The sequence below is a fragment of the Novosphingobium sp. ERN07 genome, assembly GCF_012641335.1.
GTDB lineage: Bacteria > Pseudomonadota > Alphaproteobacteria > Sphingomonadales > Sphingomonadaceae > Novosphingobium.
In genome coordinates this window covers 20,739-44,442 of sequence record NZ_JABAID010000001.1, presented here as the reverse complement: position 1 = coordinate 44,442, position 23,704 = coordinate 20,739, and the positions used below count along the sequence as shown (strand labels likewise).

Here is a 23,704-nt window from a genome sequence, read left to right as displayed (position 1 = left end):
CTGCGTGACTTACACCGCGCGCATCCACAAAGCTGTATCGGAAATCGCCGCCGAGGATTGGGACCGGCTGGCCGGTGATGGCAACCCCTTCGTATCCCACACTTTCCTGACGTTGCTGGAGGAATCCGGCTCGGTTGGTGGCCGCTCCGGCTGGTCGCCGCTGCCCATCGTGATCGAGGGGGAAGGAGGCCGCCCCGCCGCAGCGCTCCCGGCTTACCTTAAAACGCACAGCCAAGGCGAATATGTGTTCGACCACGCATGGGCGGACGCTTGGCACCGCGCCGGTGGGGACTATTACCCCAAGCTGCAGATCGCCGCGCCCTTTACCCCCGCTACCGGCCCGCGTCTGCTGCTGGGGGATCGCCCGGACCTTGCCGCCCCATTGCTGCGCGCGGCAGAGCAATTGTGCGATAACAACGGGTTGTCATCCGCCCACGCCACGTTCATCGCGCCCGAACAGATGCCACTGTTTGAAGCGGCTGGCTGGCTTCCCCGCAGCGACATCCAGTTCCACTGGGAAAATCGCGGATACGCCAGCTTTGCCGATTTCCTTGGGGTTCTGAGTTCCGACAAACGCAAGAACCTGCGCAAAGAGCGCGCCCGTGCGCAGGACGGCGTGGACATCCGCCAGTTGACCGGTGACATGATTCGCCCTGAACACTGGGACGCCTTCTGGCTGTTCTATCAGGACACCGGCGCGCGCAAATGGGGCCGCCCCTATCTGACGCGCGAAGCGTTCGACCTGATCGGGGAGCGGATGGCAGACAAGGTGCTGCTGGTCATGGCCTTCCTCGATGATGAACCGGTGGCAGGCGCCTTGAACTTCATCGGGCGCGATGCGCTCTATGGCCGCTACTGGGGCGCGCTGGTGGAGAAGCCCTTCCTCCACTTCGAACTGTGCTATTATCAGGCGATAGACGCCGCCATCGCGCTGGGCCTTTCCCGCGTTGAGGCAGGCGCACAGGGCGGTCACAAACTGGCGCGGGGTTATGAACCGGTGCAGACCCTATCGGCGCACTACATCGCAGACCCCAACTTCCGCCGTGCCGTAGCCGATTTCTTGCGGCAGGAGCGCGCAGGCGTGGCGCAGGACCAACTGGTGCTGGGCACGCGGACGCCGTTCAGGAAGGGGTGAGGGGTGTTGCATCTGCGCCAACCTTCCTACCCCGTTACTCGGGCTTGCCCCGGATTCCCGCTTTCTCATGCACGACCAGATCAAGGCGCACCGCCGTGCCAAAGGTAGCGAGCCCCCGGATCAAGCCCGAGGTGACGCCAAGTTTTGGGATAGAGTGAGGTGAACTGAGGCGGTACAAAGGGGGGCGGGCCTCTCCTTCTTGCTTCTGACTTGCGCTCGACAATTCTGTGCTTCAAGCTGGGATGGTTGGGCAAGGCGAATCGGAAACGATGTTTGGGAAAGCGGCGTTAGCGGTTACGCCAATGACAATCATGTCATTGCTGACGCTGGTGGGCATGGCTTTGCCTATCACTGTGTCGCGTGCGCACACAACTCCGGATACACCACCCTCGGATTCGTCCGCTGAGGCTTTTCTTTTCCCCTTGCCGCCAATCACGACTTCTGCCCGACTCGATTATCCTGATTTGTCGCGTCGGCTTGACGAAGAAGGGTTTGTCCGGGTGGCGTTTTGGATTGACTCATCCGGCAAACCTCAACGTTGCTCCATCGTCACGTCGAGCGGTTTTCCAAAACTCGATGACGCCTCTTGCGCCGCTTTGGTTAGGATGCGCTTCAAAAATCCGAACCCGCAAGCAGTTGGTCCGTACAGCGTTTCTCTAAACTGGACTCTTGACGATGGGGACGATGGCAGTCCCTTCGCTCGTCGTGTCCCCGATGCGACTCGGGGAGTAAACAGGACAAACACCGGCGAGTTGCCGAAGGGACGGCGAGTTAATCTGGGACTCTATCTAGATGTGACTTCCGATGGAACAGTCAAAAGGTGCATCGTTCGCTGGAGTTCGGGTGTCAACCTGCTCGACAAGCGCGCCTGTGCCATCGCCATGAATTGGCGGTATCAGCCACTACCCGGGGAAGAAGCCCTAAAAGCGCACATGGAGATCGAGACATTCTTTTTCGCTGACCCGGCGGCACCGATCCCAGTCAGCAAATTGGCCCCTTAGACCGCTCAGACAAAATACGCTCTGCCAGATTGACATTTTCGGCAAGCTAACGCTGGCTTGAATGTCCAAAATCGCTTCGTAACCGGCGCGGCAGCTCTAAGTGTTCAACATACGATCGGCGGAAATACGATTTTCGCTAATTATTCTCGGATTGATGCAAGTCGGAGATCAGCAACTGAAGCACTTAACGACATCCCGCTCTCACGCAACGGAGTCCGATTGGTCGCCGCCGCCTGAATCCGCAGTGCTGCAGCACCTCAAGCAAACTCTTGCTGAAGCATTCGCCGCACCAGCTTCGGCCTACGTTGAAATGACGGCTGACGCCATCATCGTCCGCAACCGCAAAAACTGATCTTTAATTCAAGCAGCCGCCCGGCCACTGCGCAGCCACTCACGCGCACGGCGCTGGGCTTCGGCAATCTCGCGTGCGGTCATTTCGTCCGAGACATCCGCCCGGCAGTGTGCGGCTTCTTCGTGCCCGCCCACGGCGGCGAGGTTGAACCATTTGTGGGCTTCGATCAGATCGCAGTCCACGCCGTGGCTGCCGGTGGAATAGGCCACGCCCAGATCGAACAGCGCGTTGCAATCGCCATTGGCGGCGGCGGCCAGACAGGTCGCCACGAGCAAGTCGCCCGCTTCGGTCGATTGGGCGGTTACGCTTTGCGCTGCGTCATCGGGGACGAGCTTGATCCATGCCTGTGTCATTTACCATTACCCCCTTGAGGAAAGCCTGTCCCCAAACCTTCCGGGGGTGCTTCCGATGGGCCGAAAGTCACCAATCTTGGTCAATAAATGGTTAACGGCGAAGTGGGCCTGACACATCGATCTGTTTTCGGTTGAAACAGTTTGGGAAAAACCTGTGCGCGCCCTCACGCTTCACGCCACCTTAATGCAGGATAGCCGCCTAATTGCTTGTGCCTGTCACAGGCCAATCCTATAGGCGCGCCAGCACAAGAGCTTGCGCGCCGGAAACGGGAGAATGCAGGCCGGGAGGGGCGGATAGCTTGTAATGCGGAGGGCCGAATGGCTGGCGTTTTGAGTGACGAGATTGACGTACTGGCAAAGGCACGCCGTGCGATGCCGGGCGATTACGTTCCGGGCGATGACGAACCCTATATGAATGAAGCGCAGCAGGATTATTTCCGCCGTCTGCTGCTTGAATGGAAGAAGTCGATCCTCTCTGCCGCTGCCGGAACGCTTTCGGCGCTGCAGGATGGCCCGATTCGCGAGCCCGATCTTAACGATCGCGCATCGAGCGAGACGGACTGGGGCATCGAACTGCGCACCCGTGACCGTCAGCGCAAGCTGATCGCCAAGATCGATTCTGCCATGCGCCGGATCGATGAGGGCGAATATGGTTACTGCGAAGTGACCGGCGAACCTATCGGCCTTGGCCGCCTGATCGCGCGCCCCATCGCGACGATGACGGTGGAAGCGCAGGAAGCGCATGAGCGCAGGGAAAAGATTTCCCGCGATATGTGAAATGTTTACTGCGGCCGGGCGGGCTTTTTGTCCGCCCGAATGCGGTTAACGTTCCCGCCTGATAACCCGACGTTTACCTTGCTGGTTTAGGGATTGGCCAGCAATTGATGGGATAAGTCCGCATCGGGTCTAATTATTGCCCGATGCGCACGCAATCACGGGAATGGTGGGACTTCTGGTGACTGAAATCGACCATAGGCATCTTGGGCGAGACAGCCTGTTCCTCATGGCCGAAGTGCGCCTGCCTGAGGCAGACGCCGAACACCGCGTGAAAGTGCGCAATCTTTCGGCCGGCGGCATGATGGCCGAAGGCGCAGTGAAAGTGCAGCGCGGCACCTCTATCGAGGTGAACTTGCGCAATATCGGTTGGGTCGAAGGCGTGGTGGCCTGGATTCAGGACAACCGCTTTGGCATCGCCTTTCACGATGAAGTCGATCCCAAACTGGCGCGTGCGCCGGTTGGCAGTGGGGCGCAAACCCCGCGTTTCGTAAAGCCGCCGCTGTTGAACCAGCCGCTGGGACCAGTGCGCAAGATCTGACCGCAGATGGCAGGTGCGTTGTGGACGCACGGGTTTCCCTCGCCTAGTCTGCTGCCGATGGCTGGTAGGCTCGCCTCAATTGCATTGATTTCGCTGCTGCTTGCGTCCTGCGGAAAAGGGCAGGACGGCACGCTGGGTGTTGCCGTGATTGGCGATGCGGCGGCTTTGAAAGAGCGGGGGACACGCCTTTCGCCGTCGGCGCAACTGGTCCGCGCCGCAACCTATGAAGGACTGGTCGGCTTTGACGAGCGGGGCCGCGTGGTGCCGTCGCTGGCCGACCGCTGGATCGTGACCGACAATGGCCAAAGCTACATCTTCCGCCTGCGCGATGGCACCTGGCCCGATGGCAAGCGAATCAGTGCAGATGCCGCGGCCACGCTGTTGCGCAAGGCGATCACCGGGCTGAAAGGCACGGCGCTGGGCCTTGATCTGGCGGCGATTGATGAAGTGCGGGTGATGGCGGACCGCGTGATCGAGATCGATCTGGCCGCCCCGGTGCCTGAATTGCTGATCCTGCTGGCGCAACCCGAACTGGCGCTGAACTGGCAGAACGGTAAAGGGCAGGCGGTGGGCACCGGTCCGATGGCTTTTGCCGCAGGTGATGCAGGGGCGCAGGTGTTCACGCTGATCCCGCCGGAAAAGCGGGGACTTCCACAGCAAGCCGGATTTGCCAGCCGCGCCCGTGCGGTTTCGCTCACCTTTGCCAAGGCGGCGCGTGCCGTGGCGCAGTTCGATGCGGGCGACGTTGATGTCGTGCTGGGCGGCAGGATCGATACGGTGCCTCTGGCCGGGCGGATCGGGCTGACGCGCGGCAATGTGCAGCTTGATCCTGTGACCGGGCTGTTCGGCCTTGTCGTGACGCGCACCGAAGGCTTCCTTGGCGCTGCCGCCAATCGCGAGGCGCTGGCGATGGCGATTGATCGCGATACGCTGCTTGGCAGCTTCAACATCGGCGGCTGGTTGCCGACCACGCGGATCGTTTCCCCCGATGCCGAGGACGATCTGGGCACGATTGGCGAGCGCTGGCAGGGCATGAGCCTTGAGGAGCGGCATATTCAGGCAGAGGCACGGGTCAAGGCGTGGAGGGATGCGGGCCGCGCGCTGCCTACCATGAACATTTCCATGCCCGATGGTGCTGGCTCCACACTGGTGTTCGATGCCTTGCGCCGCGATTTTGCGCGGATCGGCATCGCGGTGCGCCGCATTCCTGAAAATGACCGGGGCGATCTGCGGCTGGTCGATGTGGCCGCGCGCTATGGCCGGGCCACGTGGTTCCTCAACCAGCTTTCGTGCACGGTGCAAAAGGCGGTGTGCAGCCCCGCCGGGGACGAACGCGTCGCCGAAGCGCGCCGTGCGCTCGATCCTGCTGCGCGCGCGGCTCTGCTGGCCGAGGCGGAGGCAGAGATTACCGCCGCCAATGGTTTTATCCCGATCGCACGGCCCTTGCGCTGGTCCTTGTTGCGCAGCGGCACCACCGGCTTTGCACAGAACCCGTGGGGCTGGCATCCCTTGCCGCCGATGGCATGGCTTCCCAGATAGGGTCGATGGACAAGCCCTCCGCCATTCGCCCCCAGCGCCTTCAGGCTGAAATCCCCGGCCTAGGCAACGATCCCGCCTCGGTTCGCCAGCGTGTGGAAATGCTGGAGCGTGTTCTGGAGCGCAGCTTTACCATCCCGGTGCTGCGCCGTGATGTGGGCCTTGATGCCATCGCCGGTCTGGTGCCAGTGCTGGGCGATGTGCTGACCGCCGCGATGGGTGCTTATATCGTTTGGGAAGCGCGCAACCTTGGCCTGCCCAAATGGAAGCTGTGGCGCATGGGGGCAAACGTGGCGGTGGATACGGCTATCGGCGCGGTGCCGCTGGTGGGCGATGCCTTCGATCTGTTCTTCCGCTCGAATTCGCGCAACCTGAAGATTCTGCGCAAGCATCTCGACAAGCACCACCCGCAGGCGCGGGTGATCGAGGGTTAGAAGTCGATAGCAATCCCGTTCTTCTCCCAATCGCCAAAGCGGGTGGGATCAAGGCCATCGGGGTCGTCGCCACGCTCGATGGCTTTGGGTGCGGGAACCGGGTCATTGGTCCAGTGCGCGGGCGGGGTGAAGTCCGCCGGGCGCTTGGTCGCGCGAGGGATTGGCTTGTCCATGCGCCTTCAGATGGGCCTTCGCGCGCGCACTTGCAATTGCATATTGGGGCACAAGCGCCGATAGGCCACGGTCATGGTCCGATCCACCGCTCCCGATGAAGTCCCCGGCGTCCCCGCACGCCGTGCCGCCTTGCGCCTGCTCGATGCGGTGCTGCGCCGTGGCGATCCGCTCGATCAGGCTGCGCCACCGATCCTGCGCGGGATCGAACGCGGCGATGACCGCGCGCTCGCGCTCGCCATCGCGCAAGAGGCCTTGCGTTGGATGGCCGATCTCGATGCGCTGATCGATGGCGCGACAAAGCAGGTGCTGCCCGATGATGCCAAGGCGCGATCAGTTCTGCGCATTATGCTGGCGCAGGCGCTGCGGCTGAACCTGCCGGGCCACGCCGTTGTCGCTACGGGCCTGCCGCTGCTGATTGGCGGCCCGCGCCGCCTTGCGCATGGCGTGTTTTCGGCAGTGACGAAGAGCGGGGCAACGCTCCCCGATGCGCCGACCCTGCCCGAAGCCGCGGCTACCCGCTGGCAGGCGGTATGGCCGGGCCGGATCGATGCCATTGCGGCGGGCCTTGCCGAACCGCCCCCGCTCGATCTCACTTTGCGCGATCCTTCCGAAGCCGGGCTCTGGGCAGAGCGCCTTGGTGGTCACTCGCTCGCCCCCGGCCATGTCCGCCTTGCGCGGGCTGGAGCTATCGAGGCGCTTGAAGGCTTCAAGGATGGCGCATGGTGGGTGCAGGATCTTGCCGCCAGCGTCCCCGCGCGCCTGCTTGGCGCAGGACAGGGCCGCCGCGCGCTTGACCTTTGCGCCGCACCGGGAGGCAAGACGCTGCAACTCGCCGCTGCCGGCTGGACCGTCACCGCGCTCGACAAGTCCTCTCGCCGGACAGAGCGGCTGGCCGAAAACCTCGAGCGTAGCGGCCTTTCCGCCGAAATCGTCGTGGCCGATGCGTTGACATGGACGCCGGACGCCCCGTTCGATGCAATCCTTCTCGATGCGCCGTGCAGCGCCACCGGAACCTGCCGCCGTCACCCCGACGTGCTGCACCGCCACGCCGGACTGAATGAACTGACGGCCCTGCAAGCCACCCTGCTCGAACGTGCTGCGGGCTGGCTCGCTCCCGGCGGCACGCTGGTCTACGCAGTGTGCTCGCTGGAACCGGAAGAGGGTGAACAGCAGGCCGCAGCCTTCACCGCGCTTACGCCCAAGCCGGTTACCGATGCCGAGCTGCCCGAAGGCCTTACCGCCAGCACTGGCCATTTCCGCACCGATCCCGGCCTGTTGGCAGACCACGGCGGGATCGACGGCTTCTTCGCCGCCCGCTGGGTAAAAGTCTAACGCGGCCGCTTGAGAACAATGTAAACTGCGCCTGCTCCGCCATGTCTCGGCTGGGCGGGGCGCACGGCGGCTATGCGGCTGGCGTGGGGGCTGTGGGCCAGCCAATCGAGCAGCTTGGCCCGGATCGCGCCGCGTCGGTTTCCCCGCGCGTCGTGTTCGTCATGCGGGCGGTGCTTGCCCGCGATCAGCAGCATGATCCGCGCGCCGATCGCCAACGCTTGTGCGATGCCGCCGTTGAGCCGCGCGTGCGCCGCGTCCAACCCCATGCCGTGTAGGTCGATCGTTACATCGGGCGCAATCGCGCCGCGCGCCAGCTTGCGCTCCCAGCTCGAATCCAGCCCGTGGCTTTCCAGCGGGCGCTTGATCGGCGTGGGCGCTGGAGTAGGCGGTGGAAGTGGCGGCACGCGCCCCTTCACGCGCTTTGGCAAGGCCGCATTCGGCACCGCTACCACCGCATCTATGGCCTTGATCTTCGGGCGAGCAGGATGGATGGGCGTGATCGTTGCCGCCACTTTCTGCCACAACTCGGCCTCTTCGGCGGAAAGCCCGCGCGGCGCTTTCATTATCGCTGCCCCAGCCGCGTCAGCACGCCCTTCGGCAGGAGGATCAGCGCTCGCCCGCGCGCAGACATGCCGCCCGCGATGCGCCGCGCTTCCGCGCCCGCGCCCCAGAAGCTGTCGAATCGGTTTGCGCCCTGAATTGCCCCGCCGGTGTCCTGCGCCACCCACAGCCCGCTGGCCTCAGCCCGGTCCACCTGCAACCATACCGGCGCGCCCAGCGGCACGAAGGCCGGGTCTGCCGCCACGGTGGAGCGGCCCGTCACCGGCACATTCAGCGCGCCCACCGGGCCTGGGCCGGTCATTTCGCGGAAGAACACGAAGCTGCGGTTCTGCTGCATCAGCCGCCGCCCGGCATCGGGAAAATCGCGCAGATACTTCTGGATGCCCTGCAACGATCCGTCATATTGGCCCGGACTGCTGCCGATCAGCCCGCGTTCGCGCATCAGCGTGCCAATGCCGGTATAGGCATGGCCGTTCTGCCCGGCAAAGCCGATGCGGATCACGCTGCCATCTGGCGCGCGCAACCGGCCAGACCCCTGAATTTGCAGGAAGAAGAACTCCACCGGATCGGCCGCCCAGCCGATTTCCAGCCCCATGCCCGCCAGTGCGCCCGCTTCGATCTGTGCGCGGTCCCAATATGCGGTGAACACGCCCGCTTCGTCATAGCGGCCCAGCGGCATCTTGCCGTCCGCCAGCGGTTGCGCATCGCCGGGCTTTGCGCGCACCAGATCAGGCGGCATGGCATAGACCGGCACGCCGAACCCCGGCTGCCGCGCGCGCACCCCGGCGATTTCCGGTTCGAAATAGCCGGTAACAAAGGCATTACCGCCCGCCACTTCGGCGCTTTCGAAATAGCTGGCAAAGAACCGCGCCGCATCCGCCGCAGGCCATGTGGCCGCCGCCGTGCAGGCCGGAACCCAGTCCCCCGGCACGGTCAGGCCGGAACTGTCGGTGCGCTTGGTCAGGCGCGGGCACGATGTCACGAAACTGCGCAGCGCCAGTGCGGCATTATCAGTCTTGAAGCCCAGCCCTGCCACCACCGGCCCGCGCGTGATGCCGGAAAGCGCCGCCGTCTGCCCTGCCACGACCGGCGGGGGCGACGGTGTTACCGGGCGCGGCCCGCCGGTTTCGGGCACCAGCCGCACACAGCCGCCAAGCAGAAAGAGCGCCGCGATGATCGCAGCGCTCTTGCTTTTGCCAAACCTTGAAAAACCCCGCACGGAAAGCCTCAGGCTTCGTCGGTCTCGTCAAGCAGCCAGTCAGGATCGCGCGCGGTAATGTCGCGGCGGAAAGTCCACAGGTCTCGCGCCTCAATGGCGTCATCCAGCGATCCGGCAATCACATTGCCATCGGCGTCGCGAGTGACCGAAGCGATATCGGCCATAAAGCGAACGGTGATGCGCGCGGTCTTCGCCTCGATCGAAGCACCCACGATGCGCGCTTCTTCGATGCGGATCACGCGGGCGTCGATGGTTTCACCTGCTGCAAGGCGCGCGTCGATGGCCGATTCGAACCCGGCAAACACGTCATCGTCGCAAAGCTGGCGAAGTTCATCCTTGTCCCCGCGCCAGAAGGCTTCGAGAATCATCGTGTAAGCGGCCTTCGATCCGGCAAGGAACTGGCCCAGATCGAACCGGCGGTCTGCTGCGATAATCGCGCGCACGCCTGCTTCGGCGCTGTTGTCGAAGGTGCTGGGTTCGGGCTGCGCCAGTTCGCGCGCGCGGGGGGCCAGTTGGCCGCCTTCGGCCGTGCGCTGGTTCACTGGCGGGCGATTCTGTGCCGAAGGATCGGGCTGTTCGATCCGACGGCGCATCGGCTCTTCGTCATGTTCGGGCCGACGGCCCAGAACCGAATAGAGACGCAGGCCCAGAAAGGCCGCAATCATCGCCAGGATCACAATCTGAACAATCACGCGCAAATTCCCGATACTGCCGCTGCACCCGCTTTGGGCGCATGGCACCATGCCAACCTGCCTCAAATAGGTACGGATTACAAATGAACAACGTGTGCATGGCCTTTTGGGCCGATCACTTGGGCAAGATTCCCGATCTGCTGTTGTATCCTCGCGCCAGACAAAGGCGCATTGCGGCCCATTCCCCATAATGCTAGGCGCGCGGCCCAAGGGAAACCACGCAGAAAGTAGCGATCTCATGGCCGACGAAGGCAACATCATCTCGAATCTCAACCTCGATGGTCCTGTTCCCAATGGCGAAGACACCTCGCCCGCGATTGGCCTGATCTCGCAGTACGTAAAGGATCTGTCGGTCGAGAATCCGAACGCGCCGGAATCCTATCAGTGGACCGATGCGCCCGAAATGGCGGTTGATTTCAACATCTCGGCCCGTTCGATCCAGCCCGAAATTCACGAGATCGAACTGAAGATCAACGTGACATCGAAGGGGCCGCAGGGCACCGCTTTCATCGTCGAACTGGCCTATTGCGGCCTCATCGGTATGCGCAACGTGCCCGATGAACAGGCGCACCCGTTCCTGTTTGCCGAAGGCCCGCGCATCTTGTTCCCCTTCGCACGCCGCGTGATAGCCGATGCCGTGCGCGACCTCGGCTATCCGCCGCTGATGCTCGAACCCATCGATTTCAATGGTTTGTACATGCAGCAGCTCGCGCAGGCCCAGGCCACGGCAGAGGCAACGCCCGCAGGGCAGGCCTGATCTGATCCCTTGATCCCGGTGGCCCGAAGGAGGCAGCATTGAACCTTCTGAAAGCCACCGGGTCCATTGGCGGGCTGACCTTGCTCAGCCGCATTCTGGGCCTTGTGCGCGATAGCCTGTTCGCGCGCTTCGTCGGCGCGGCTTTCGCCTCGGACGCTTTCCTCGTCGCGTTCCGCCTGCCCAACATGTTCCGCGCGCTCTTTGCCGAAGGGGCCTTCGCCGCCGCCTTCATCCCCATGTTCAACAAGCGCGTGGCCGACCCTGAGGGCAACGGCCTGCGCGATGGACTGGACTTTGCCGAAGCCGCGCTGGCCGTGCTGCTGCCGGTCCTCATTGTGATGACCGTGCTGCTCGAAGTCTTCGCATGGCCGGTCACGCTCGTGCTTTCGGGGCGTTTCAATGGTGTGAGTGCCGAACAGTTCGCCTATGCGGTGGAACTGTCGCGCTGGACGATCCCCTATCTGATGCTGATCAGCCTCGTTTCGCTGCTGGGCGGCATCCTCAATTCGCTGCAGAAATTCTGGGTCAATGCGGCCGCGCCGATCCTGCTCAATGTCACATTGATTGTCGCGCTGCTGGGCTTCCATTCGGACGATCCGCTGGTCACCGCGCGCAATCAGGCGATTGGCGTTTCGGTTTCGGGCGCGCTGCAACTTCTGTGGCTGGCATGGGCCTGCCGCCAGAACGGGGTGAGCCTGCGCCTGCGCCGCCCACGCCTTTCGCCTGAAGTAAAACAGTTGCTCAAGCTGATCTGGCCCGCTGCCGCAGGCGCCGGAGCAGTGCAGATCAACCTCGTCATCTCCACTGCGCTTGCCGCATCGTTGCTCGATCACGGCTCTGTCACCTATATCTACATGGCGGACCGGCTGAACCAGTTGCCCTTGGGACTGATCGGCATCGGCCTTGGCACCGTGCTGCTCCCCACGATTTCGCGACAGTTGGGTGGCGGGGAAGAAGCCGCCGCGATGGACACGCAGAACCGGGGCATGGAACTGGCCCTGCTGCTGACCCTGCCCGCCACGGTCGCGCTGGTGCTGTGTGGAGAGCCGATTGCCGCTGCCCTGTTCGGCTATGGCAAGTTCGATGCGATGGACACGTTCTACACCGCGCAGGCGCTGGCCGCGTTTTCCATCGGCTTGCCCAGCTACATTCTGGTGAAAGTGCTGACGCCGGGATATTATGCCCGGCAGGATACGAAAACCCCGGTGCGCTATGCCACCATTTCGATGGCGGTGAACCTTGTCGGTAACCTGCTGTTGATCGTGCCGCTCAAACACATGGGACCGCCGCTGGCCACCGCGATTGCCTCAACGGTCAATGTCTGGCTGCTCTATAACACGCTCAAAAGGCGCGGGCACTTTGTGGCCGATCCCCGATTGAAGCGCCGCGTCTGGCGGCTGGCGCTGGCGGCGCTCGCGATGGGTGGCGTGCTGTGGGCCGGGCAGGGGCTGATCATGCCCTATGTTCATGGCACCTGGACCATCCGCATCGCGGCGATGGCTGCACTGGTCACTGGCGGGGTGGTGGTCTATGGCCTCGCCGCCGTCCTCACCGGGGCTTTCCGGGTGGACGATTTGAAACTTCTCCTGCGGCGCCGCCGCTCCAACTGAAGGCACATTCGATGCGTATCGTTTCCGGCATCCAGCCCACCGGCAATCTCCACCTCGGCAACTACCTTGGGGCGATTCGGAACTGGGTGCGGATGCAGGATGAATGGTCGGCCAAGGGTGGGCAGTGCCTCTATTTCCTTGCCGATCTGCACGCCATCTCGATGCCGCACACCCCGGCAGAGTTGGCGGCCAACACGCGCGAAATGGTCGCTGCGCTGGTTTCCTGCGGGATCGACCCGGACAAGTCGATCCTGTTCAACCAGGCGCAGGTTCCCGCCCATGCAGAACTGCAATGGCTGCTCAATGGCACCGCGCGCATGGGCTGGTTGAACCGGATGACGCAGTGGAAGGACAAGGCGGGCAAGAACCGCGAAGGCGCTTCGGTTGCGCTGTTCACCTATCCGGTGCTGCAGGCGGCAGACGTGCTGCTTTATCAGGCAACGCACGTGCCTGTGGGTGAGGATCAGAAGCAGCATCTGGAGCTGGCGCGCGATATTGCGCAGAAGTTCAACAACGATTTCTGTGCCGAAGACGCGCCGCTGTTCACCCTGCCCGATCCGATCATCCCGCCTGAAGCCGCGCGCATCATGTCTCTGCGCGATGGCACGGCCAAGATGAGCAAGTCCGATCCTTCGGATATGAGCCGCATCAACCTGACCGACGATGCCGATGCGATCATGCAGAAGGTGAAGAAGGCCAAGACCGATCCCGAACCGCTGCCCGGTGCGGTCGAAGGCTTGGCGGGCCGCCCTGAAGCCAACAACCTTGTCGGCATTTATGCTGCAATGGCAGGCACTTCGACGGCAGAAGTGCTGGCGCAGTTCGAAGGCAAGGGGTTTGGTCAGTTCAAGCCCGCACTGGGCGAACTCCTGGTCGAAACGCTTTCGCCAATGGCGGCGCGCTATCGCGAACTGCGCGCCGATGGAGAAGCGCTCGATGCGATTCTGGCGAAGGGCGCTTTGAAAGCACGGGATCTGGCGGCGCCCACTCTGGCACGCACCTATCAGGCGCTCGGCCTCGTTCGCGGCTGATTTCTGCCGTTTCGTTGCAAAACAATGCCTGCCTGCAACATATGTTGCAGGCACCATTCAACGTGCATTCAGCACTTCCCGTCCAATTTATGGACATGCTAAGCACAGTTGCGTCCGGCATCTTCGTTTGCAGTTCATACAGGTCTGCGCGGGGCATGGGGCGGCGGACGGCACGATAGGAGTCGCAGGATGAATTTTCATATGCACAACAAGCCAAGATCGCCCGCCCGGCGCCGCCTGCTGGGGCTTTCGGCGGTTTCGCTGCTGATGGTTTCGCTGGCGGGTTGCGCCACGCCGTTCAAGGCGGACGTGAAGCGGTTCCAGACGCAGCTTCCCGCGCCTGCGGGCACGACTTTTGCGGTGGTGGCCGATGATCCCAAAGACGCTGGCGGCCTTGAATTTTCGCAATACGCGTCGCTGGTCGGGCGGCAGATGGAAAAGCTGGGCTACCGCCCTGCTAACGCAGAAGTTGCCGATCTGATCGTCAAGTTCGACTATGGCGTGGATGGCGGGCGTGATCGCGTGCGCTCCACCGGCTTCAACGATCCCTATTGGGGCGGTTGGGGTGGCTGGGGCGGCTTTGGTCCCGGCTGGGGGCGTCCCGGTTGGGGACGGCCCGGTTTCTATGGCCGCGGCGGCTGGGGCTGGGGATGGTATGATCCGTTCTTCTACGGCGGTGGCGGCTGGGGCGGCGGCGTTGACGTGGTGACCGTCTATACCTCTGGCATTGACCTCAAGATCGATCGCCGCTCCGATGGCCAGCGCCTGTTCGAAGGCAAGGCTGAGGCTGCATCGCAGTCCAACCGGTTGTCCTATGTGGTGCCCAACCTTGTCGAAGCGATGTTTACCGATTTCCCCGGCCACAACGGAGAAACGGTAAGGATTTCAATCGCTCCTGAGAAGACGACGGTGAAAAAGATCAACTGATCCTGAAGTGCACCTAGATGCACCTACGCGCACCTAGAAGCACCAAGAGGGGCCTTGCAGCGATGTGAGGCCCCTTTTCTAACCCTTCAGCGCGGCAAGGCCGCCAGTCGATCCGAACCCGCCTTCGCCGCGCACGGTGGCATCGAGTTCTTCCACTTCCAACCACGTCCCGCGCGTGACCGGGGCGAGCACGAGCTGCGCCACGCGGTCCCCCCGGCGGATCGAGAAGCTTGTCTGCCCGAGGTTGATCATGATGACTTTCAATTCGCCGCGATAATCGCTGTCGATGGTGCCCGGCGTGTTGGGAACGGTGACGCCGTGCTTCAGCGCAAGGCCCGAACGCGGGCGTACCTGAATTTCGTAACCTGCTGGAATCGCGATAGAAAGTCCGGTGGCCACGGCATGGCGCGCGCCGGGGGCCAGGTCCAGATCCTCTGCCGAGACGACATCCATTCCGGCAGCGCCTTCGGTGGCATAGGCGGGCAGCGGCAGGCCCTCGCCGTGGGGCAGACGCTTTACGAGGACGGGAACTTCAGGCGAGTGCATTGGCGATTCTTTCGATCAGGGCGGCGGCGGCGGCGGCCTTGGGCAGTTCGGGCAAGCTTTCCACGCCAGCCGCGCTGACGATGTGCAAGCCATTGATTTCCCCGCCCATTGCGTGGGTGGCAACATCATTGGCAACGATCCAGTCCGCGCCCTTGCGCGCCAGTTTGGCGCGGGCGTGGTCGAGAACGTCATTGGTTTCAGCGGCGAAGCCGACGACCAGTGGCGGGCGGCGGTCGGATTTGCAGAGTGTTGCAAGAATATCAGGATTTTCAACCAGTTGCAGCGGTGGAACTTGCCCTGAACCGTCCTTCTTGATCTTCTGCGAGGCCTCTCCGGCGCTGCGCCAGTCCGCCACGGCGGCGACCATAATGGCCACATCGGCGGGGAGGGCGGCGTCCACCGCAGCCGCCATCTGCCGCGCCGTTTCCACATCCACCCGCGTAACCCCTTGCGGTGTATCGAGATTTACCGGGCCTGCAACAAGCGTAACCTTTGCCCCCGCTTGCGCGGCGGCAGCGGCGATGGCAAAACCCTGCTTTCCGCTGGAGCGGTTGGCGATGTAGCGCACCGGATCGATGGGTTCGTGCGTGGGGCCAGCGGTGATGAGGACGTGCTTGCCTGAAAGCGGGCCGGTTACCCCGCCCAGCTTCCGCGCAATTTCCGCGCAGATTTCAACGGGGTTGGGCAAGCGACCGGGGCCGAACTCGCCGCAGGCCATCGCGCCTTCATCCGGTTCCATCACAGTCACCCCATCGCCGCGCAGCGTGGCGACATTGCGGACTGTGGCCGGATGCTGCCACATGCGCACGTTCATGGCGGGAACCGCCAGCACCGGCTTGTCTGTGGCGAGTAGGAGCGTGGTGGCCAGATCGTCGGCAATGCCTGCTGCCATGCGCGCCATCAGGTCTGCCGTGGCGGGGCAGACCACGACGAGATCGGCCTGGCGGGACAGTTGGATGTGCCCCATCTCGACCTCGTTCTTGAGATCCCAAAGCGTTGTATGAACGGGATTTTCGCTCAGCGCTGCCAGCGTCATCGCGGTGACGAAGTGCGATCCGCCTTCGGTCAGGACACAGGTGACATCGGCCCCCTGTTTGCGGATCAGCCGCACCAGTTCGCAGGCCTTGTAGGCCGCGATGCCGCCGCCGATGATGAGCAGGATGCGCTTTCCCTTCATGGCCGCGCTTGTGCAATGGCGGGGCCTTGCGCGCAATCCTTTTGCGTGTGGCGAAGGCTTGAGGCACAAGTCAGGCGTGAACCAACAAGCGGGGCTGACGATGCGATTGATCCTGACGGCGCTGGTATTTCTGGCGGGACTGTTCGACCTGTTTCTTGCCATCGGGTTCCTGACCGGGCCTGAGGCGGCAGCGACCGGGTTTGGCATCGCGGCAACCGGGGTTGGCGGAGTTTCCACGATCCGGGCAGACTTCACCTCGTTTTTCGGCGTGGCGGCATTCTGCATGATGTGGGGCGCGTGGCGGCGCAACGCCGATTTGCTGCTGGTGCCCGCGCTGCTGTTTGGCACATCGTTCGTTGGCCGCGCCATCGATCTGGTGGCGAACGGAGCCTATCCGGGCTGGCCGGTGCCGATGGCGGTCGAGGCCGGGCACGTTGTGCTGATGCTGGCGGCATGGCGCATGTTGCCGCACCATCGACTTGAGGAAATTGCCGGGTGACGAGCGCCGCCGAAACGATGATCCGGTTTGCGTTGAATCCCGATATCGATGCGCCTGCGCTGGCCGAGCAGTTCGCGCGGCACGGGCGGGTGCAGGTGAAGAATTTTTTGACGCCTGACTGCGCCGAGGCCCTGCATTTGCTGCTGCGCGAACGCGGCGATTGGGTGCAGGTGCTCAATTCCAACGGCAAGGTCTTCGAACTTTCCCGTCAGACCCGCGCGGAGATGACGCCAGCTGCGTGCGCCGATCTGGACAACGCGATCTATGCGCAGGCGCGCAGCGGCTTTCAGTATCGCTATGAATCGATCCGCGTACCTGATGGGGCAGATGCGCGGGCGGTGAGTGACGATCCGCTGGCGGCGTTTGCCGAATGGATGTCTACCGGCGAGGCCCGCGATCTGTTGCGGCAGATCGTGGGAGTGGATGCCATCGCGTTTGCCGATGCGCAGGCGACGGCCTATGCACCGGGCGATTTCCTGACCGGGCATGACGATGCGGTGACAGGCAAGAACCGCCACGCTGCCTATGTGATGAACCTGACACCGGTGTGGCGCACTGAGTGGGGTGGGTTGCTGCTGTTCCACGAACCTGAGGTGCGCGGATTTGCCCCGGCATTCACTACGCTGAACATGTTCCGCGTGCCGCAGATGCATAGCGTGAGCGAGGTGACGCGGGCGGCAGCCTATCGGCGCTATTCGATTACGGGGTGGTTGCGCAGCGGGGGGCGGTAGGTTTTCTGCCCCTCCACCACCCGCTTTGCGGGCGGTCGCCCTCCCCGATTGCCCTTCGGAAAATCAGGGACGATTTCAGGTCTTTCGCGCTTTCCATTTCGTCCAGAACGTGAAGACCGCGCGCTGAGCGGGGCGTTCGAATTTGGCGTGGCTGATGAAGCCTGCGGCGATGGCGAGGCTTACGTAGAACACGAGGAACCACGGTTGGCGCGCGACGTCGCGGCTGTTGCCGGTGGAATCGATCAGCAGGACGAGCGCGAGTTGCAGGGGGATATGCCAGAGGTAGATGCCATAGCTGGCATCGCCCAGTTTCTGGCCGAAGGTGAGGCGGCCCTTGCTGTCTGACAGGTCTGCGGCGAGGGTGAGGAACAGCACCGCGAACGTGCCCGCGACGGTGGCGGCATCGCCCTCGCGGTATGTCGCCTTCAGCCAGAATGCGCCGACCAGCAGGGCAAGGCCGAGCGGCAGCAGGCTGGCGGGGCGCAGCCAGCCCTTCAGCAGCGCGCCATAGGCCGCGCAGCCGAGGAAGAAGTAGCCGAGGCAGGACAGCACGTCCTTGTTCGGCCCGCCGATCAGCATGACCCACAGCAGCACGGTGCCGACAATCGCCGCCAGCGCCAGCGGCGCGCGGCGCAAGGCGGGCAGCATCACGAAGAAGGCGAGATAGGCTAGTATCTCGGTCGAGAGCGACCATGAGGGGCCGTTGAACGACTGGTTTTCCTGCCAGCCCCAATATTGCATCAGGGGGATCGAAAGCAGGAAGTGCTTGATATCGTTCGTGTGGTAGATGAATTCCGTGCCGCTGCGGGCGAAATACATACCCTGCAGCACTGCCATGAGGCCCAGCGTCAACAGGTGCAGCGGCCATAGCCGCGCGATGCGCGCTGGCCAGAAGCGCGCCTTGTAATGCCTGTCCGCCAGATAGACGTGAGCGAAGACGAAGCCCGAAACAGCCCAGAAATACTGCACAGCGGTGTGGCCGTGGTTATAAAGCCAGTGCAGCGTGCCGTACCAGGGTTGGATCGCACGATCCACGTTCACGTGATAGGGTACCGGCGGCACGAAGATGTGCTGATAGTGCCAGAACAGCACCATGATCGCGGCCAGCAAGCGCGACAGGTCGAGCGCGTGGAAGTGGCGCTTGGTCACGCGCAAGGTTGAGAGGTCGTGCGTCAACAGGCGGGTTTCTTCAGCCCCACCAGCCAAAGGCGTGGGTGCCAAACACCAATGCGCCGCCAGCGAGGAAAGTGACGATCTGGCCTGTCAGCCCGGAGCCGCGCTTTCGGCGCTTACGCTGCCACATCAGGTCTACCTTGGGCAGCGGCGGAGCTTCGGGCGCGCCGCCCTTTGCCGGGAAACGGTCTTCGATGCGGCGGATCAGATCGGGGATGCGCAGCAGGGTTTGCGTATCCGTGCGGATGCGGTCCGATATCGCGGCTTCGGGGCCGAGTTCATCGCGTACCCACGCGCGCACGAACGGGGCCGAGGTTTCCCACATGTTGATCTGCGGATCGAGTTGGGTTGCGATGCCTTCGACCATGACCATCGTTTTTTGCAGCAGCAGCAAGTGCGGCTGGGTCTGCATGTCGAAATCGCGGGTGATGGCGAAAAGGCCATCGAGCATCTGGCCGACCGAGAGTTCGCTTACCGGCTTGCCGCGCATCGGTTCGCCCACGGCGCGCAGGGCCGTGGCGAATTCATCGACTGAATGGTAGCTCGGCACGTATTGCGCTTCGAAATGGATTTCGGCGACGCGGCGGTAGTTGCCTGTGGTCAGGCCATAGAGAATTTCGGCCAGCCACTGGCGGGCGCGCCGGTCGATCCGGCCCATGATGCCGAAATCGATGGCGACGATGGTGCCGTCAGCTTCCACGAACAGGTTGCCCTGGTGCATATCGGCGTGGAAGAATCCGCCGTTGATAGCTTGCGTGAGGAAGGCGAGGACGAGCCGCTGGGCCAGTTCCTTGCGATCATGGCCTGCGGCTTCCAACGCGGCGACATCGCTGATCTTGACGCCATCGATCCAGTCGAGCGTCATCACGCGGCCATTGGTGCGGTCCCAGTCAATCGCAGGGACGCGGTAACCGGCGTGGGCGCGCATGGTTTCTGCGAGTTCCGAGGCCGAAGCGGCTTCGCGGCGCAGATCGAGTTCGCGCACGGTCCAGCGCTTGAAATTGGCGATGACCATGCGCGGTCGCAGGCGGGCGGCTTCAGCGCCGAAGGCTTCGAGATGGGCGGCAGCCCATTCGTACGTCTCGATATCGCGGGCGAATTTCTCGCGCACGCCGGGGCGCAACACCTTGACCGCAACCTTACGGCCATCGGTGGTGACGGCGCGGTGGACCTGTGCGACCGAGGCGGCGCCAACAGGTTCGGGATCGAACGAGGAATAGAGGCCTTCGAGCGGTTTGCCGAAAGTGCTTTCGATCTCGCGCCGGATCAGCGTGAAGTCTACCGGGGGTAGCTTGTCCTGCAGTTCCAGCAGGTTGTGCGCGGCTTCATCGCCGACCAGATCGGGGCGAGTGGCGAGCGTCTGGCCCAGCTTGATCGCGGCGGGGCCGATCGCGCGGAAGGCCCCGGCATAGTCGGGCGCCTTGGGCTGGATCGTGCCGAAGCGGGCGATCTTGCACAGTGTGCGGACCGGCGCGGGTGTGTTCGGATCGTTCTCGATCCCGCGCAGCGCGCCGTGGCGCGCAAGCGTGCGGCCCCAGCCGAGCAAGCGGCGGATATGCGTGGCAGGGAGAGTCATGCCCTGGCGATGAGCGTAAGCCCCCTCCTCTTCAGAGGAGGGGGTTTGGGGGTGGTGTTTTGCAGGCGTGGCGCTTTGGAGGCCACCACCCCCCGGCCCCCTCCTCTGAAGAGGAGGGGGAGAAGGTCTGTGCCATGCATCGTCACACTTTCCACCCCGAATGGATCGCGACGAGGCCGCCGAGGATAGGCTCCACCTTCGTGCGTTTGAACCCGGCGGTGCGGATCATCTTCTCGAATTCCGGCATCGGCGGGAAGCGGCGGATCGATTCGATCAGGTAGCGGTAGGAATCGGCGTCGCCCGCGATCATCTGGCCGATCTTGGGCACCAGCTTGTGCGAATAGGTGTCGTAGATTTCGGAAAAGCCGGGCCATTCCGTCGTCGAAAATTCGAGGCAGAAGAAGCGGCCACCGAATTTTAGCACGCGGTGGGCTTCGGCCAGGGCGCGGTCGATATGCGTGACGTTGCGGATGCCGAAAGCGATGGTGTAGGCATCGAAGCTGCGATCTGCGAAGGTCAGTTCTTCGGCATTCTGGCGAGACCATTCGAGTCCTTCCAGCCCGCGCTTTTGTGCGCGTTCGATGCCGACGTTGAGCATGTCCTGATTGATGTCGGACACAGTGATCGCCGCGCCGGACGGGGCCATGCGGAAGGCGATATCGCCCGTGCCGCCCGCCATGTCGAGGATCGCCTCGCCGCTTTGCGGGCGGACGCGACGCACGAACTTGTCCTTCCATAACCGGTGCATACCGACCGACATGGCATCGTTCATCACGTCATACTTGCGCGCCACGTTCGAGAAGATCGCACCGACGCGCTCTTCCTTCTGGTCTGCGGGAATGTCTTCGTAGCCGAAAGATGCGGTTTCAGGAGTCGTCATGGCTAGGGCCTTTAGTGGGGAATTGCCCGGACGGCAAAGCCTGTTAGGGGTGAAGAGGTTATGCCCGAATTGCCAGAAGTAGAGACGACCGTCCGTGGCCTTGCAACCGTGCTGGATGGGCAGGTTATCGCCCGAGTGGCTGTGAATCGGCCCGATCTGCGGCGGCCCTTCCCGGTGGATCTGGTCCAGTCGATGACGGGCGCGCGGGTGACCGGCATGGGGCGACGGGCGAAATATGGGCTGATCCATACCGACCGGGCGCGGACGATGGTGTTCCACTTAGGCATGTCGGGCCGCTGGCGAATCGACCCCGGCGATATCGGCAAGCACGATCATCTGGTGTTGGAAACAGAGGAGGGGCGCGTTCTGGCGCTCAACGATGCGCGGCGGTTCGGCTCGGTCGATCTGGTCGACAGCGGTGTGCTGGAAACCTGGGGGCCGTTTGCGGCACTGGGGCCGGAACCGCTGGGCGAGGGTTTGAGCGCAAAGCATCTGCGCGCGGCGTTCAAGGACCGGATCGCGGCGGTGAAGCTGCTGCTGCTGGATCAGCGGATCGTTGCGGGATTGGGGAATATCTATGTGTGCGAGGCGCTTAACCGCGCGGGCATCCACCCTGAGCGGGAAGGCGGGAAAGTTTCGGCCAAGGCGCTGGACAAGCTGGTTCCGCTGATCCGTGAAGTGCTGGATGAAGCGATTGCAGCGGGCGGATCGACCTTGCGCGACTATGCACAGCCCGATGGCGAACTGGGTTACTTCGCCAAGGACTGGCGCGTCTATGGCCGCGAGGGTGAGCCTTGCGCTTGCGGCGGAACGGTGCAGCGGATCGTCCAGGGTGGGCGATCGAGCTTTTTCTGTGCGAACTGCCAGAAGTAGCACGCTAGAAACTGCAAAGTTTCGCTTTGCACCTTTGCAAGTTTACGGTGGACAGTGCGGGCGAACCGAGCCATCGCGACGGTCAGAGGTGCGAATGCACCATGCCGGACAAACCGCAGGAGCAAACAGTATGAAAGCCCTGGTGTGCGTAAAGCGCGTGATTGACTACAACGTGAAGCCTCGGGTGAAGGCGGATGGGAGTGGCGTCGATCTTGCGAACGTGAAGATGAGCATGAACCCGTTTGACGAGATTGCGGTTGAGGAAGCGATACGCCTGAAGGAGAAGGGCGTTGTGACCGAGATCGTGGCGGTTTCGGTTGGTCCGGCGAAGGCACAGGAAACGCTGCGCACGGCGCTGGCGATGGGCGCGGACCGTGCGGTTCTGGTGACGAGCGAGGACGAGGTAGAGCCTCTGGCCGTGGCCAAGATCATTGCGGGCATCGCGGGTGAAGAGACCCCCGGTCTGATCATCACCGGCAAGCAGGCGATTGACGATGACAGCAACCAGGTGGGCCAGATGGTCGCCGCGCTGCTCGGCCGTCCGCAGGGCACGTTTGCCAACGAAGTCAGCGTCGAAGGCGATGCCGTTGTCGTGAAGCGCGAGATCGATGGGGGCCTTCAGACCGTGCGCCTTGCGCTGCCCGCCGTGGTCACCACCGACCTTCGCCTGAACGAGCCGCGCTATGCCTCGCTGCCCAACATCATGAAGGCGAAGAGCAAGCCGCTCGCCAACAAGACGCCCGCCGACTATGGCGTGGACATCGCGCCGCGCCTCAAGACGCTCAAGGTCAGCGAACCGCCGGTGCGCAGCGCGGGCATCAAGGTGCCCGACGTCGACACGCTGGTCGCCAAGCTCAAGGAAATGGGAGTAGCCTGACATGGCCAAGGTTCTCGTTCTGGTCGAACACGACAACGCATCGGTAAAGGACGCCACGCTCGCCGCCGTCACCGCCGCAGCCCAGCTTGGCGAAGTGACCGCGCTGGTCGCAGGCAGCAACTGCGATGGCGCCGCAAGTGCCGCCGCGCAGATCGCTGGCGTGGCCAAGGTGCTCAAGGCCGATGACGCCGCGCTGGAAAACGCGCTCGCTGAAAATGTCGCCCCGCTGGTTGCAGGGCTGATGGCAGATTACGACGCCTTCGTCGCGCCTGCCACCACCACCGGCAAGAACGTCGCCCCGCGCGTCGCCGCGCTGCTCGACGTGATGCAGGTGTCCGACATCCTCTCGGTCGAAGGGCCGAAGACGTTCACCCGCCCGATCTACGCCGGCAACGCCATCGCCACGGTCGAATCCAGCGACGCAAAGCTGGTGATCACCGTGCGCGGCACTGCCTTTGCCAAGGCTGCCACAACCGGTGGCAGCGCAGCGGTCGAAGCCGTACCGGCCACCCCCGACAGCGGCCTCAGCACCTTCGTCAGCGCCGAGATCGCCAAGAGCGAACGCCCTGAACTGACCAGCGCCAAGATCATCGTCTCGGGCGGCCGCGCCTTGAAGGACGCCGCCACTTTCGAGCAGGTCATCACCCCGCTGGCCGACAAGCTGAACGCAGGCATCGGCGCATCGCGCGCCGCGGTCGACGCAGGCTACGTGCCCAACGACTACCAGGTCGGCCAGACCGGCAAGATCGTCGCGCCTGAAGTCTACATCGCCGTCGGCATCTCCGGCGCGATCCAGCACCTTGCGGGCATGAAGGATAGCAAGACCATCATCGCCATCAACAAGGACGAAGACGCACCGATCTTCCAGGTCGCCGACATCGGCCTCGTAGGTGACCTCTTCACCATCGTACCGGAACTCACCGGGAAACTGTGAGTTAGACGC

At 63.4% G+C, this 23,704-nt stretch carries 26 protein-coding genes; 16 read left to right on the top strand and 10 right to left on the bottom strand.

The genetic code is table 11. The annotated features are described in order from the left end of the window. Positions 1-4 precede the first annotated feature (4 nt). The gene (locus HGI47_RS00245) at positions 5-1,135 is read left to right on the top strand and encodes a GNAT family N-acetyltransferase (RefSeq protein WP_168850781.1); all 1,131 of its coding nucleotides are present in this window, start codon (positions 5-7) and stop codon (positions 1,133-1,135) included. A gap of 242 nt (positions 1,136-1,377) precedes the next feature. Then, positions 1,378-2,136: a TonB family protein gene (locus tag HGI47_RS00240; protein WP_168850780.1), complete on the top strand. Its 759-nt coding sequence runs from the start codon at positions 1,378-1,380 to the stop codon at positions 2,134-2,136. A 360-nt stretch (positions 2,137-2,496) separates the two neighbouring features. On the opposite strand, the gene HGI47_RS00235 is transcribed toward HGI47_RS00240, so the two are convergent. Further along, positions 2,497-2,841 carry a sel1 repeat family protein gene (locus HGI47_RS00235; protein WP_168850779.1) on the bottom strand — a complete coding sequence of 115 codons (345 nt, stop codon included), beginning with the start codon at positions 2,839-2,841 and terminating at the stop codon, positions 2,497-2,499. A 318-nt stretch (positions 2,842-3,159) separates the two neighbouring features. On the opposite strand from HGI47_RS00235, the gene dksA reads away from it, so the two are divergent. The 4 genes from dksA (at position 3,160) to HGI47_RS00215 (ending at position 6,126) form a co-directional block, all read left to right on the top strand. Further along, entirely contained in the window at positions 3,160-3,618 is a 459-nt protein-coding gene (gene dksA / locus HGI47_RS00230) for an RNA polymerase-binding protein DksA (RefSeq protein ID WP_168850778.1), read from the top strand. Positions 3,619-3,796: 178 nt separating this feature from the next. Next, entirely contained in the window at positions 3,797-4,156 is a 360-nt protein-coding gene (locus tag HGI47_RS00225; RefSeq protein WP_370521577.1) for a PilZ domain-containing protein, read from the top strand. Between the two features lie 57 nt (positions 4,157-4,213). Further along, positions 4,214-5,695 (top strand): ABC transporter substrate-binding protein, encoded by a 1,482-nt coding sequence (locus HGI47_RS00220; RefSeq protein WP_168850776.1) that lies wholly within the window; start codon positions 4,214-4,216, stop codon positions 5,693-5,695. Between the two features lie 5 nt (positions 5,696-5,700). After that, a complete protein-coding gene (locus HGI47_RS00215) occupies positions 5,701-6,126 on the top strand; it encodes a DUF4112 domain-containing protein (RefSeq protein ID WP_168850775.1) in 426 nt (141 codons plus the stop codon). Here HGI47_RS00215 and HGI47_RS00210 read toward each other — a convergent pair. Further along, the gene (locus HGI47_RS00210; RefSeq protein ID WP_168850774.1) at positions 6,123-6,299 is read right to left on the bottom strand and encodes a DUF1674 domain-containing protein; all 177 of its coding nucleotides are present in this window, start codon (positions 6,297-6,299) and stop codon (positions 6,123-6,125) included. The two genes, HGI47_RS00215 and HGI47_RS00210, sit on opposite strands and share 4 nt — an antisense overlap. Positions 6,300-6,372: 73 nt before the next feature. Between HGI47_RS00210 and HGI47_RS00205 the strand changes: the two genes are divergently transcribed. Continuing rightward, on the top strand, positions 6,373-7,632 hold the full coding sequence (locus HGI47_RS00205; protein WP_168850773.1) for an RsmB/NOP family class I SAM-dependent RNA methyltransferase: 1,260 nt from the start codon (positions 6,373-6,375) through the stop codon (positions 7,630-7,632). Here HGI47_RS00205 and HGI47_RS00200 read toward each other — a convergent pair. Genes HGI47_RS00200 through HGI47_RS00190 form a run of 3 tightly spaced genes read right to left on the bottom strand, consistent with a single transcriptional unit; the run spans position 7,629 to position 10,104 of the window. Next, positions 7,629-8,195, bottom strand: a complete 567-nt coding sequence (locus HGI47_RS00200; protein WP_206065899.1) for a Smr/MutS family protein — start codon at positions 8,193-8,195, stop codon at positions 7,629-7,631. The two genes, HGI47_RS00205 and HGI47_RS00200, sit on opposite strands and share 4 nt — an antisense overlap. Continuing rightward, the gene (locus HGI47_RS00195) at positions 8,195-9,412 is read right to left on the bottom strand and encodes a murein transglycosylase A (protein ID WP_168850772.1); all 1,218 of its coding nucleotides are present in this window, start codon (positions 9,410-9,412) and stop codon (positions 8,195-8,197) included. Before HGI47_RS00195 ends, HGI47_RS00200 begins: the two co-directional genes overlap by 1 nt. Before the next feature lie 8 nt (positions 9,413-9,420). Continuing rightward, complete coding sequence (locus tag HGI47_RS00190; RefSeq protein WP_168850771.1) at positions 9,421-10,104, bottom strand: Tim44/TimA family putative adaptor protein; 684 nt, start codon at positions 10,102-10,104, stop codon at positions 9,421-9,423. A gap of 238 nt (positions 10,105-10,342) precedes the next feature. On the opposite strand from HGI47_RS00190, the gene secB reads away from it, so the two are divergent. The 4 genes from secB (at position 10,343) to HGI47_RS00170 (ending at position 14,429) form a co-directional block, all read left to right on the top strand. Continuing rightward, on the top strand, positions 10,343-10,861 hold the full coding sequence (secB, locus tag HGI47_RS00185; RefSeq protein ID WP_168850770.1) for a protein-export chaperone SecB: 519 nt from the start codon (positions 10,343-10,345) through the stop codon (positions 10,859-10,861). 38 nt (positions 10,862-10,899) lie between these two features. After that, complete coding sequence (gene murJ / locus HGI47_RS00180) at positions 10,900-12,471, top strand: murein biosynthesis integral membrane protein MurJ (protein WP_168850769.1); 1,572 nt, start codon at positions 10,900-10,902, stop codon at positions 12,469-12,471. Between the two features lie 11 nt (positions 12,472-12,482). Next, the gene (trpS, locus tag HGI47_RS00175; RefSeq protein ID WP_168850768.1) at positions 12,483-13,502 is read left to right on the top strand and encodes a tryptophan--tRNA ligase; all 1,020 of its coding nucleotides are present in this window, start codon (positions 12,483-12,485) and stop codon (positions 13,500-13,502) included. Positions 13,503-13,691: 189 nt separating this feature from the next. After that, on the top strand, positions 13,692-14,429 hold the full coding sequence (locus HGI47_RS00170; protein ID WP_240949895.1) for a DUF4136 domain-containing protein: 738 nt from the start codon (positions 13,692-13,694) through the stop codon (positions 14,427-14,429). A 78-nt stretch (positions 14,430-14,507) separates the two neighbouring features. Here the strand turns inward: HGI47_RS00170 and dut are convergent, their stop codons facing one another. Further along, the gene (gene dut, locus HGI47_RS00165; protein WP_168850767.1) at positions 14,508-14,975 is read right to left on the bottom strand and encodes a dUTP diphosphatase; all 468 of its coding nucleotides are present in this window, start codon (positions 14,973-14,975) and stop codon (positions 14,508-14,510) included. Further along, the gene (coaBC, locus tag HGI47_RS00160) at positions 14,962-16,152 is read right to left on the bottom strand and encodes a bifunctional phosphopantothenoylcysteine decarboxylase/phosphopantothenate--cysteine ligase CoaBC (protein WP_168850766.1); all 1,191 of its coding nucleotides are present in this window, start codon (positions 16,150-16,152) and stop codon (positions 14,962-14,964) included. The genes dut and coaBC overlap by 14 nt, the downstream gene beginning before the upstream one ends. A 76-nt stretch (positions 16,153-16,228) precedes the next feature. Between coaBC and HGI47_RS00155 the strand changes: the two genes are divergently transcribed. Further along, complete coding sequence (locus HGI47_RS00155; protein ID WP_370521576.1) at positions 16,229-16,651, top strand: hypothetical protein; 423 nt, start codon at positions 16,229-16,231, stop codon at positions 16,649-16,651. Further along, positions 16,648-17,382 (top strand): 2OG-Fe(II) oxygenase family protein, encoded by a 735-nt coding sequence (locus HGI47_RS00150; RefSeq protein WP_370521575.1) that lies wholly within the window; start codon positions 16,648-16,650, stop codon positions 17,380-17,382. Before HGI47_RS00155 ends, HGI47_RS00150 begins: the two co-directional genes overlap by 4 nt. Positions 17,383-17,457: 75 nt before the next feature. Here the strand turns inward: HGI47_RS00150 and HGI47_RS00145 are convergent, their stop codons facing one another. From HGI47_RS00145 to ubiE, 3 genes are all read right to left on the bottom strand, one after another. After that, the gene (locus HGI47_RS00145) at positions 17,458-18,558 is read right to left on the bottom strand and encodes an acyltransferase (RefSeq protein ID WP_240949894.1); all 1,101 of its coding nucleotides are present in this window, start codon (positions 18,556-18,558) and stop codon (positions 17,458-17,460) included. A gap of 13 nt (positions 18,559-18,571) precedes the next feature. Then, positions 18,572-20,131, bottom strand: a complete 1,560-nt coding sequence (gene ubiB, locus HGI47_RS00140) for a 2-polyprenylphenol 6-hydroxylase (protein ID WP_168850765.1) — start codon at positions 20,129-20,131, stop codon at positions 18,572-18,574. A gap of 142 nt (positions 20,132-20,273) precedes the next feature. Next, positions 20,274-21,011: a bifunctional demethylmenaquinone methyltransferase/2-methoxy-6-polyprenyl-1,4-benzoquinol methylase UbiE gene (gene ubiE / locus HGI47_RS00135; RefSeq protein WP_168850764.1), complete on the bottom strand. Its 738-nt coding sequence runs from the start codon at positions 21,009-21,011 to the stop codon at positions 20,274-20,276. A 60-nt stretch (positions 21,012-21,071) separates the two neighbouring features. On the opposite strand from ubiE, the gene mutM reads away from it, so the two are divergent. The 3 genes from mutM to HGI47_RS00120 all read left to right on the top strand — a co-directional run bounded on the left by mutM (position 21,072) and on the right by HGI47_RS00120 (position 23,695). Then, entirely contained in the window at positions 21,072-21,884 is an 813-nt protein-coding gene (gene mutM / locus HGI47_RS00130) for a bifunctional DNA-formamidopyrimidine glycosylase/DNA-(apurinic or apyrimidinic site) lyase (RefSeq protein ID WP_168850763.1), read from the top strand. A gap of 130 nt (positions 21,885-22,014) precedes the next feature. Then, entirely contained in the window at positions 22,015-22,761 is a 747-nt protein-coding gene (locus HGI47_RS00125) for an electron transfer flavoprotein subunit beta/FixA family protein (RefSeq protein ID WP_168850762.1), read from the top strand. Position 22,762: 1 nt separating this feature from the next. Beyond that, positions 22,763-23,695: an electron transfer flavoprotein subunit alpha/FixB family protein gene (locus HGI47_RS00120; protein ID WP_168850761.1), complete on the top strand. Its 933-nt coding sequence runs from the start codon at positions 22,763-22,765 to the stop codon at positions 23,693-23,695. The last annotated feature ends 9 nt before the right edge of the window (positions 23,696-23,704 follow it).

What these genes read in the sequence shown, in the direction of transcription:
- HGI47_RS00240 (WP_168850780.1), top strand. Translation starts at nt 1,378, where the DNA reads ATGGTTGGGCAAGGCGAATCGGAAACGATGTTTGGGAAAGCGGCGTTA.
- HGI47_RS00235 (WP_168850779.1), bottom strand. Translation starts at nt 2,841, where the DNA reads ATGACACAGGCATGGATCAAGCTCGTCCCCGATGACGCAGCGCAAAGC.
- dksA (WP_168850778.1), top strand. Translation starts at nt 3,160, where the DNA reads ATGGCTGGCGTTTTGAGTGACGAGATTGACGTACTGGCAAAGGCACGC.
- HGI47_RS00220 (WP_168850776.1), top strand. Translation starts at nt 4,214, where the DNA reads ATGGCTGGTAGGCTCGCCTCAATTGCATTGATTTCGCTGCTGCTTGCG.
- HGI47_RS00215 (WP_168850775.1), top strand. Translation starts at nt 5,701, where the DNA reads ATGGACAAGCCCTCCGCCATTCGCCCCCAGCGCCTTCAGGCTGAAATC.
- HGI47_RS00210 (WP_168850774.1), bottom strand. Translation starts at nt 6,299, where the DNA reads ATGGACAAGCCAATCCCTCGCGCGACCAAGCGCCCGGCGGACTTCACC.
- HGI47_RS00205 (WP_168850773.1), top strand. Translation starts at nt 6,373, where the DNA reads ATGGTCCGATCCACCGCTCCCGATGAAGTCCCCGGCGTCCCCGCACGC.
- HGI47_RS00200 (WP_206065899.1), bottom strand. Translation starts at nt 8,195, where the DNA reads ATGAAAGCGCCGCGCGGGCTTTCCGCCGAAGAGGCCGAGTTGTGGCAG.
- secB (WP_168850770.1), top strand. Translation starts at nt 10,343, where the DNA reads ATGGCCGACGAAGGCAACATCATCTCGAATCTCAACCTCGATGGTCCT.
- trpS (WP_168850768.1), top strand. Translation starts at nt 12,483, where the DNA reads ATGCGTATCGTTTCCGGCATCCAGCCCACCGGCAATCTCCACCTCGGC.
- HGI47_RS00170 (WP_240949895.1), top strand. Translation starts at nt 13,692, where the DNA reads ATGAATTTTCATATGCACAACAAGCCAAGATCGCCCGCCCGGCGCCGC.
- dut (WP_168850767.1), bottom strand. Translation starts at nt 14,975, where the DNA reads ATGCACTCGCCTGAAGTTCCCGTCCTCGTAAAGCGTCTGCCCCACGGC.
- coaBC (WP_168850766.1), bottom strand. Translation starts at nt 16,152, where the DNA reads ATGAAGGGAAAGCGCATCCTGCTCATCATCGGCGGCGGCATCGCGGCC.
- ubiB (WP_168850765.1), bottom strand. Translation starts at nt 20,131, where the DNA reads ATGACTCTCCCTGCCACGCATATCCGCCGCTTGCTCGGCTGGGGCCGC.
- ubiE (WP_168850764.1), bottom strand. Translation starts at nt 21,011, where the DNA reads ATGACGACTCCTGAAACCGCATCTTTCGGCTACGAAGACATTCCCGCA.
- mutM (WP_168850763.1), top strand. Translation starts at nt 21,072, where the DNA reads ATGCCCGAATTGCCAGAAGTAGAGACGACCGTCCGTGGCCTTGCAACC.
- HGI47_RS00125 (WP_168850762.1), top strand. Translation starts at nt 22,015, where the DNA reads ATGAAAGCCCTGGTGTGCGTAAAGCGCGTGATTGACTACAACGTGAAG.
- HGI47_RS00120 (WP_168850761.1), top strand. Translation starts at nt 22,763, where the DNA reads ATGGCCAAGGTTCTCGTTCTGGTCGAACACGACAACGCATCGGTAAAG.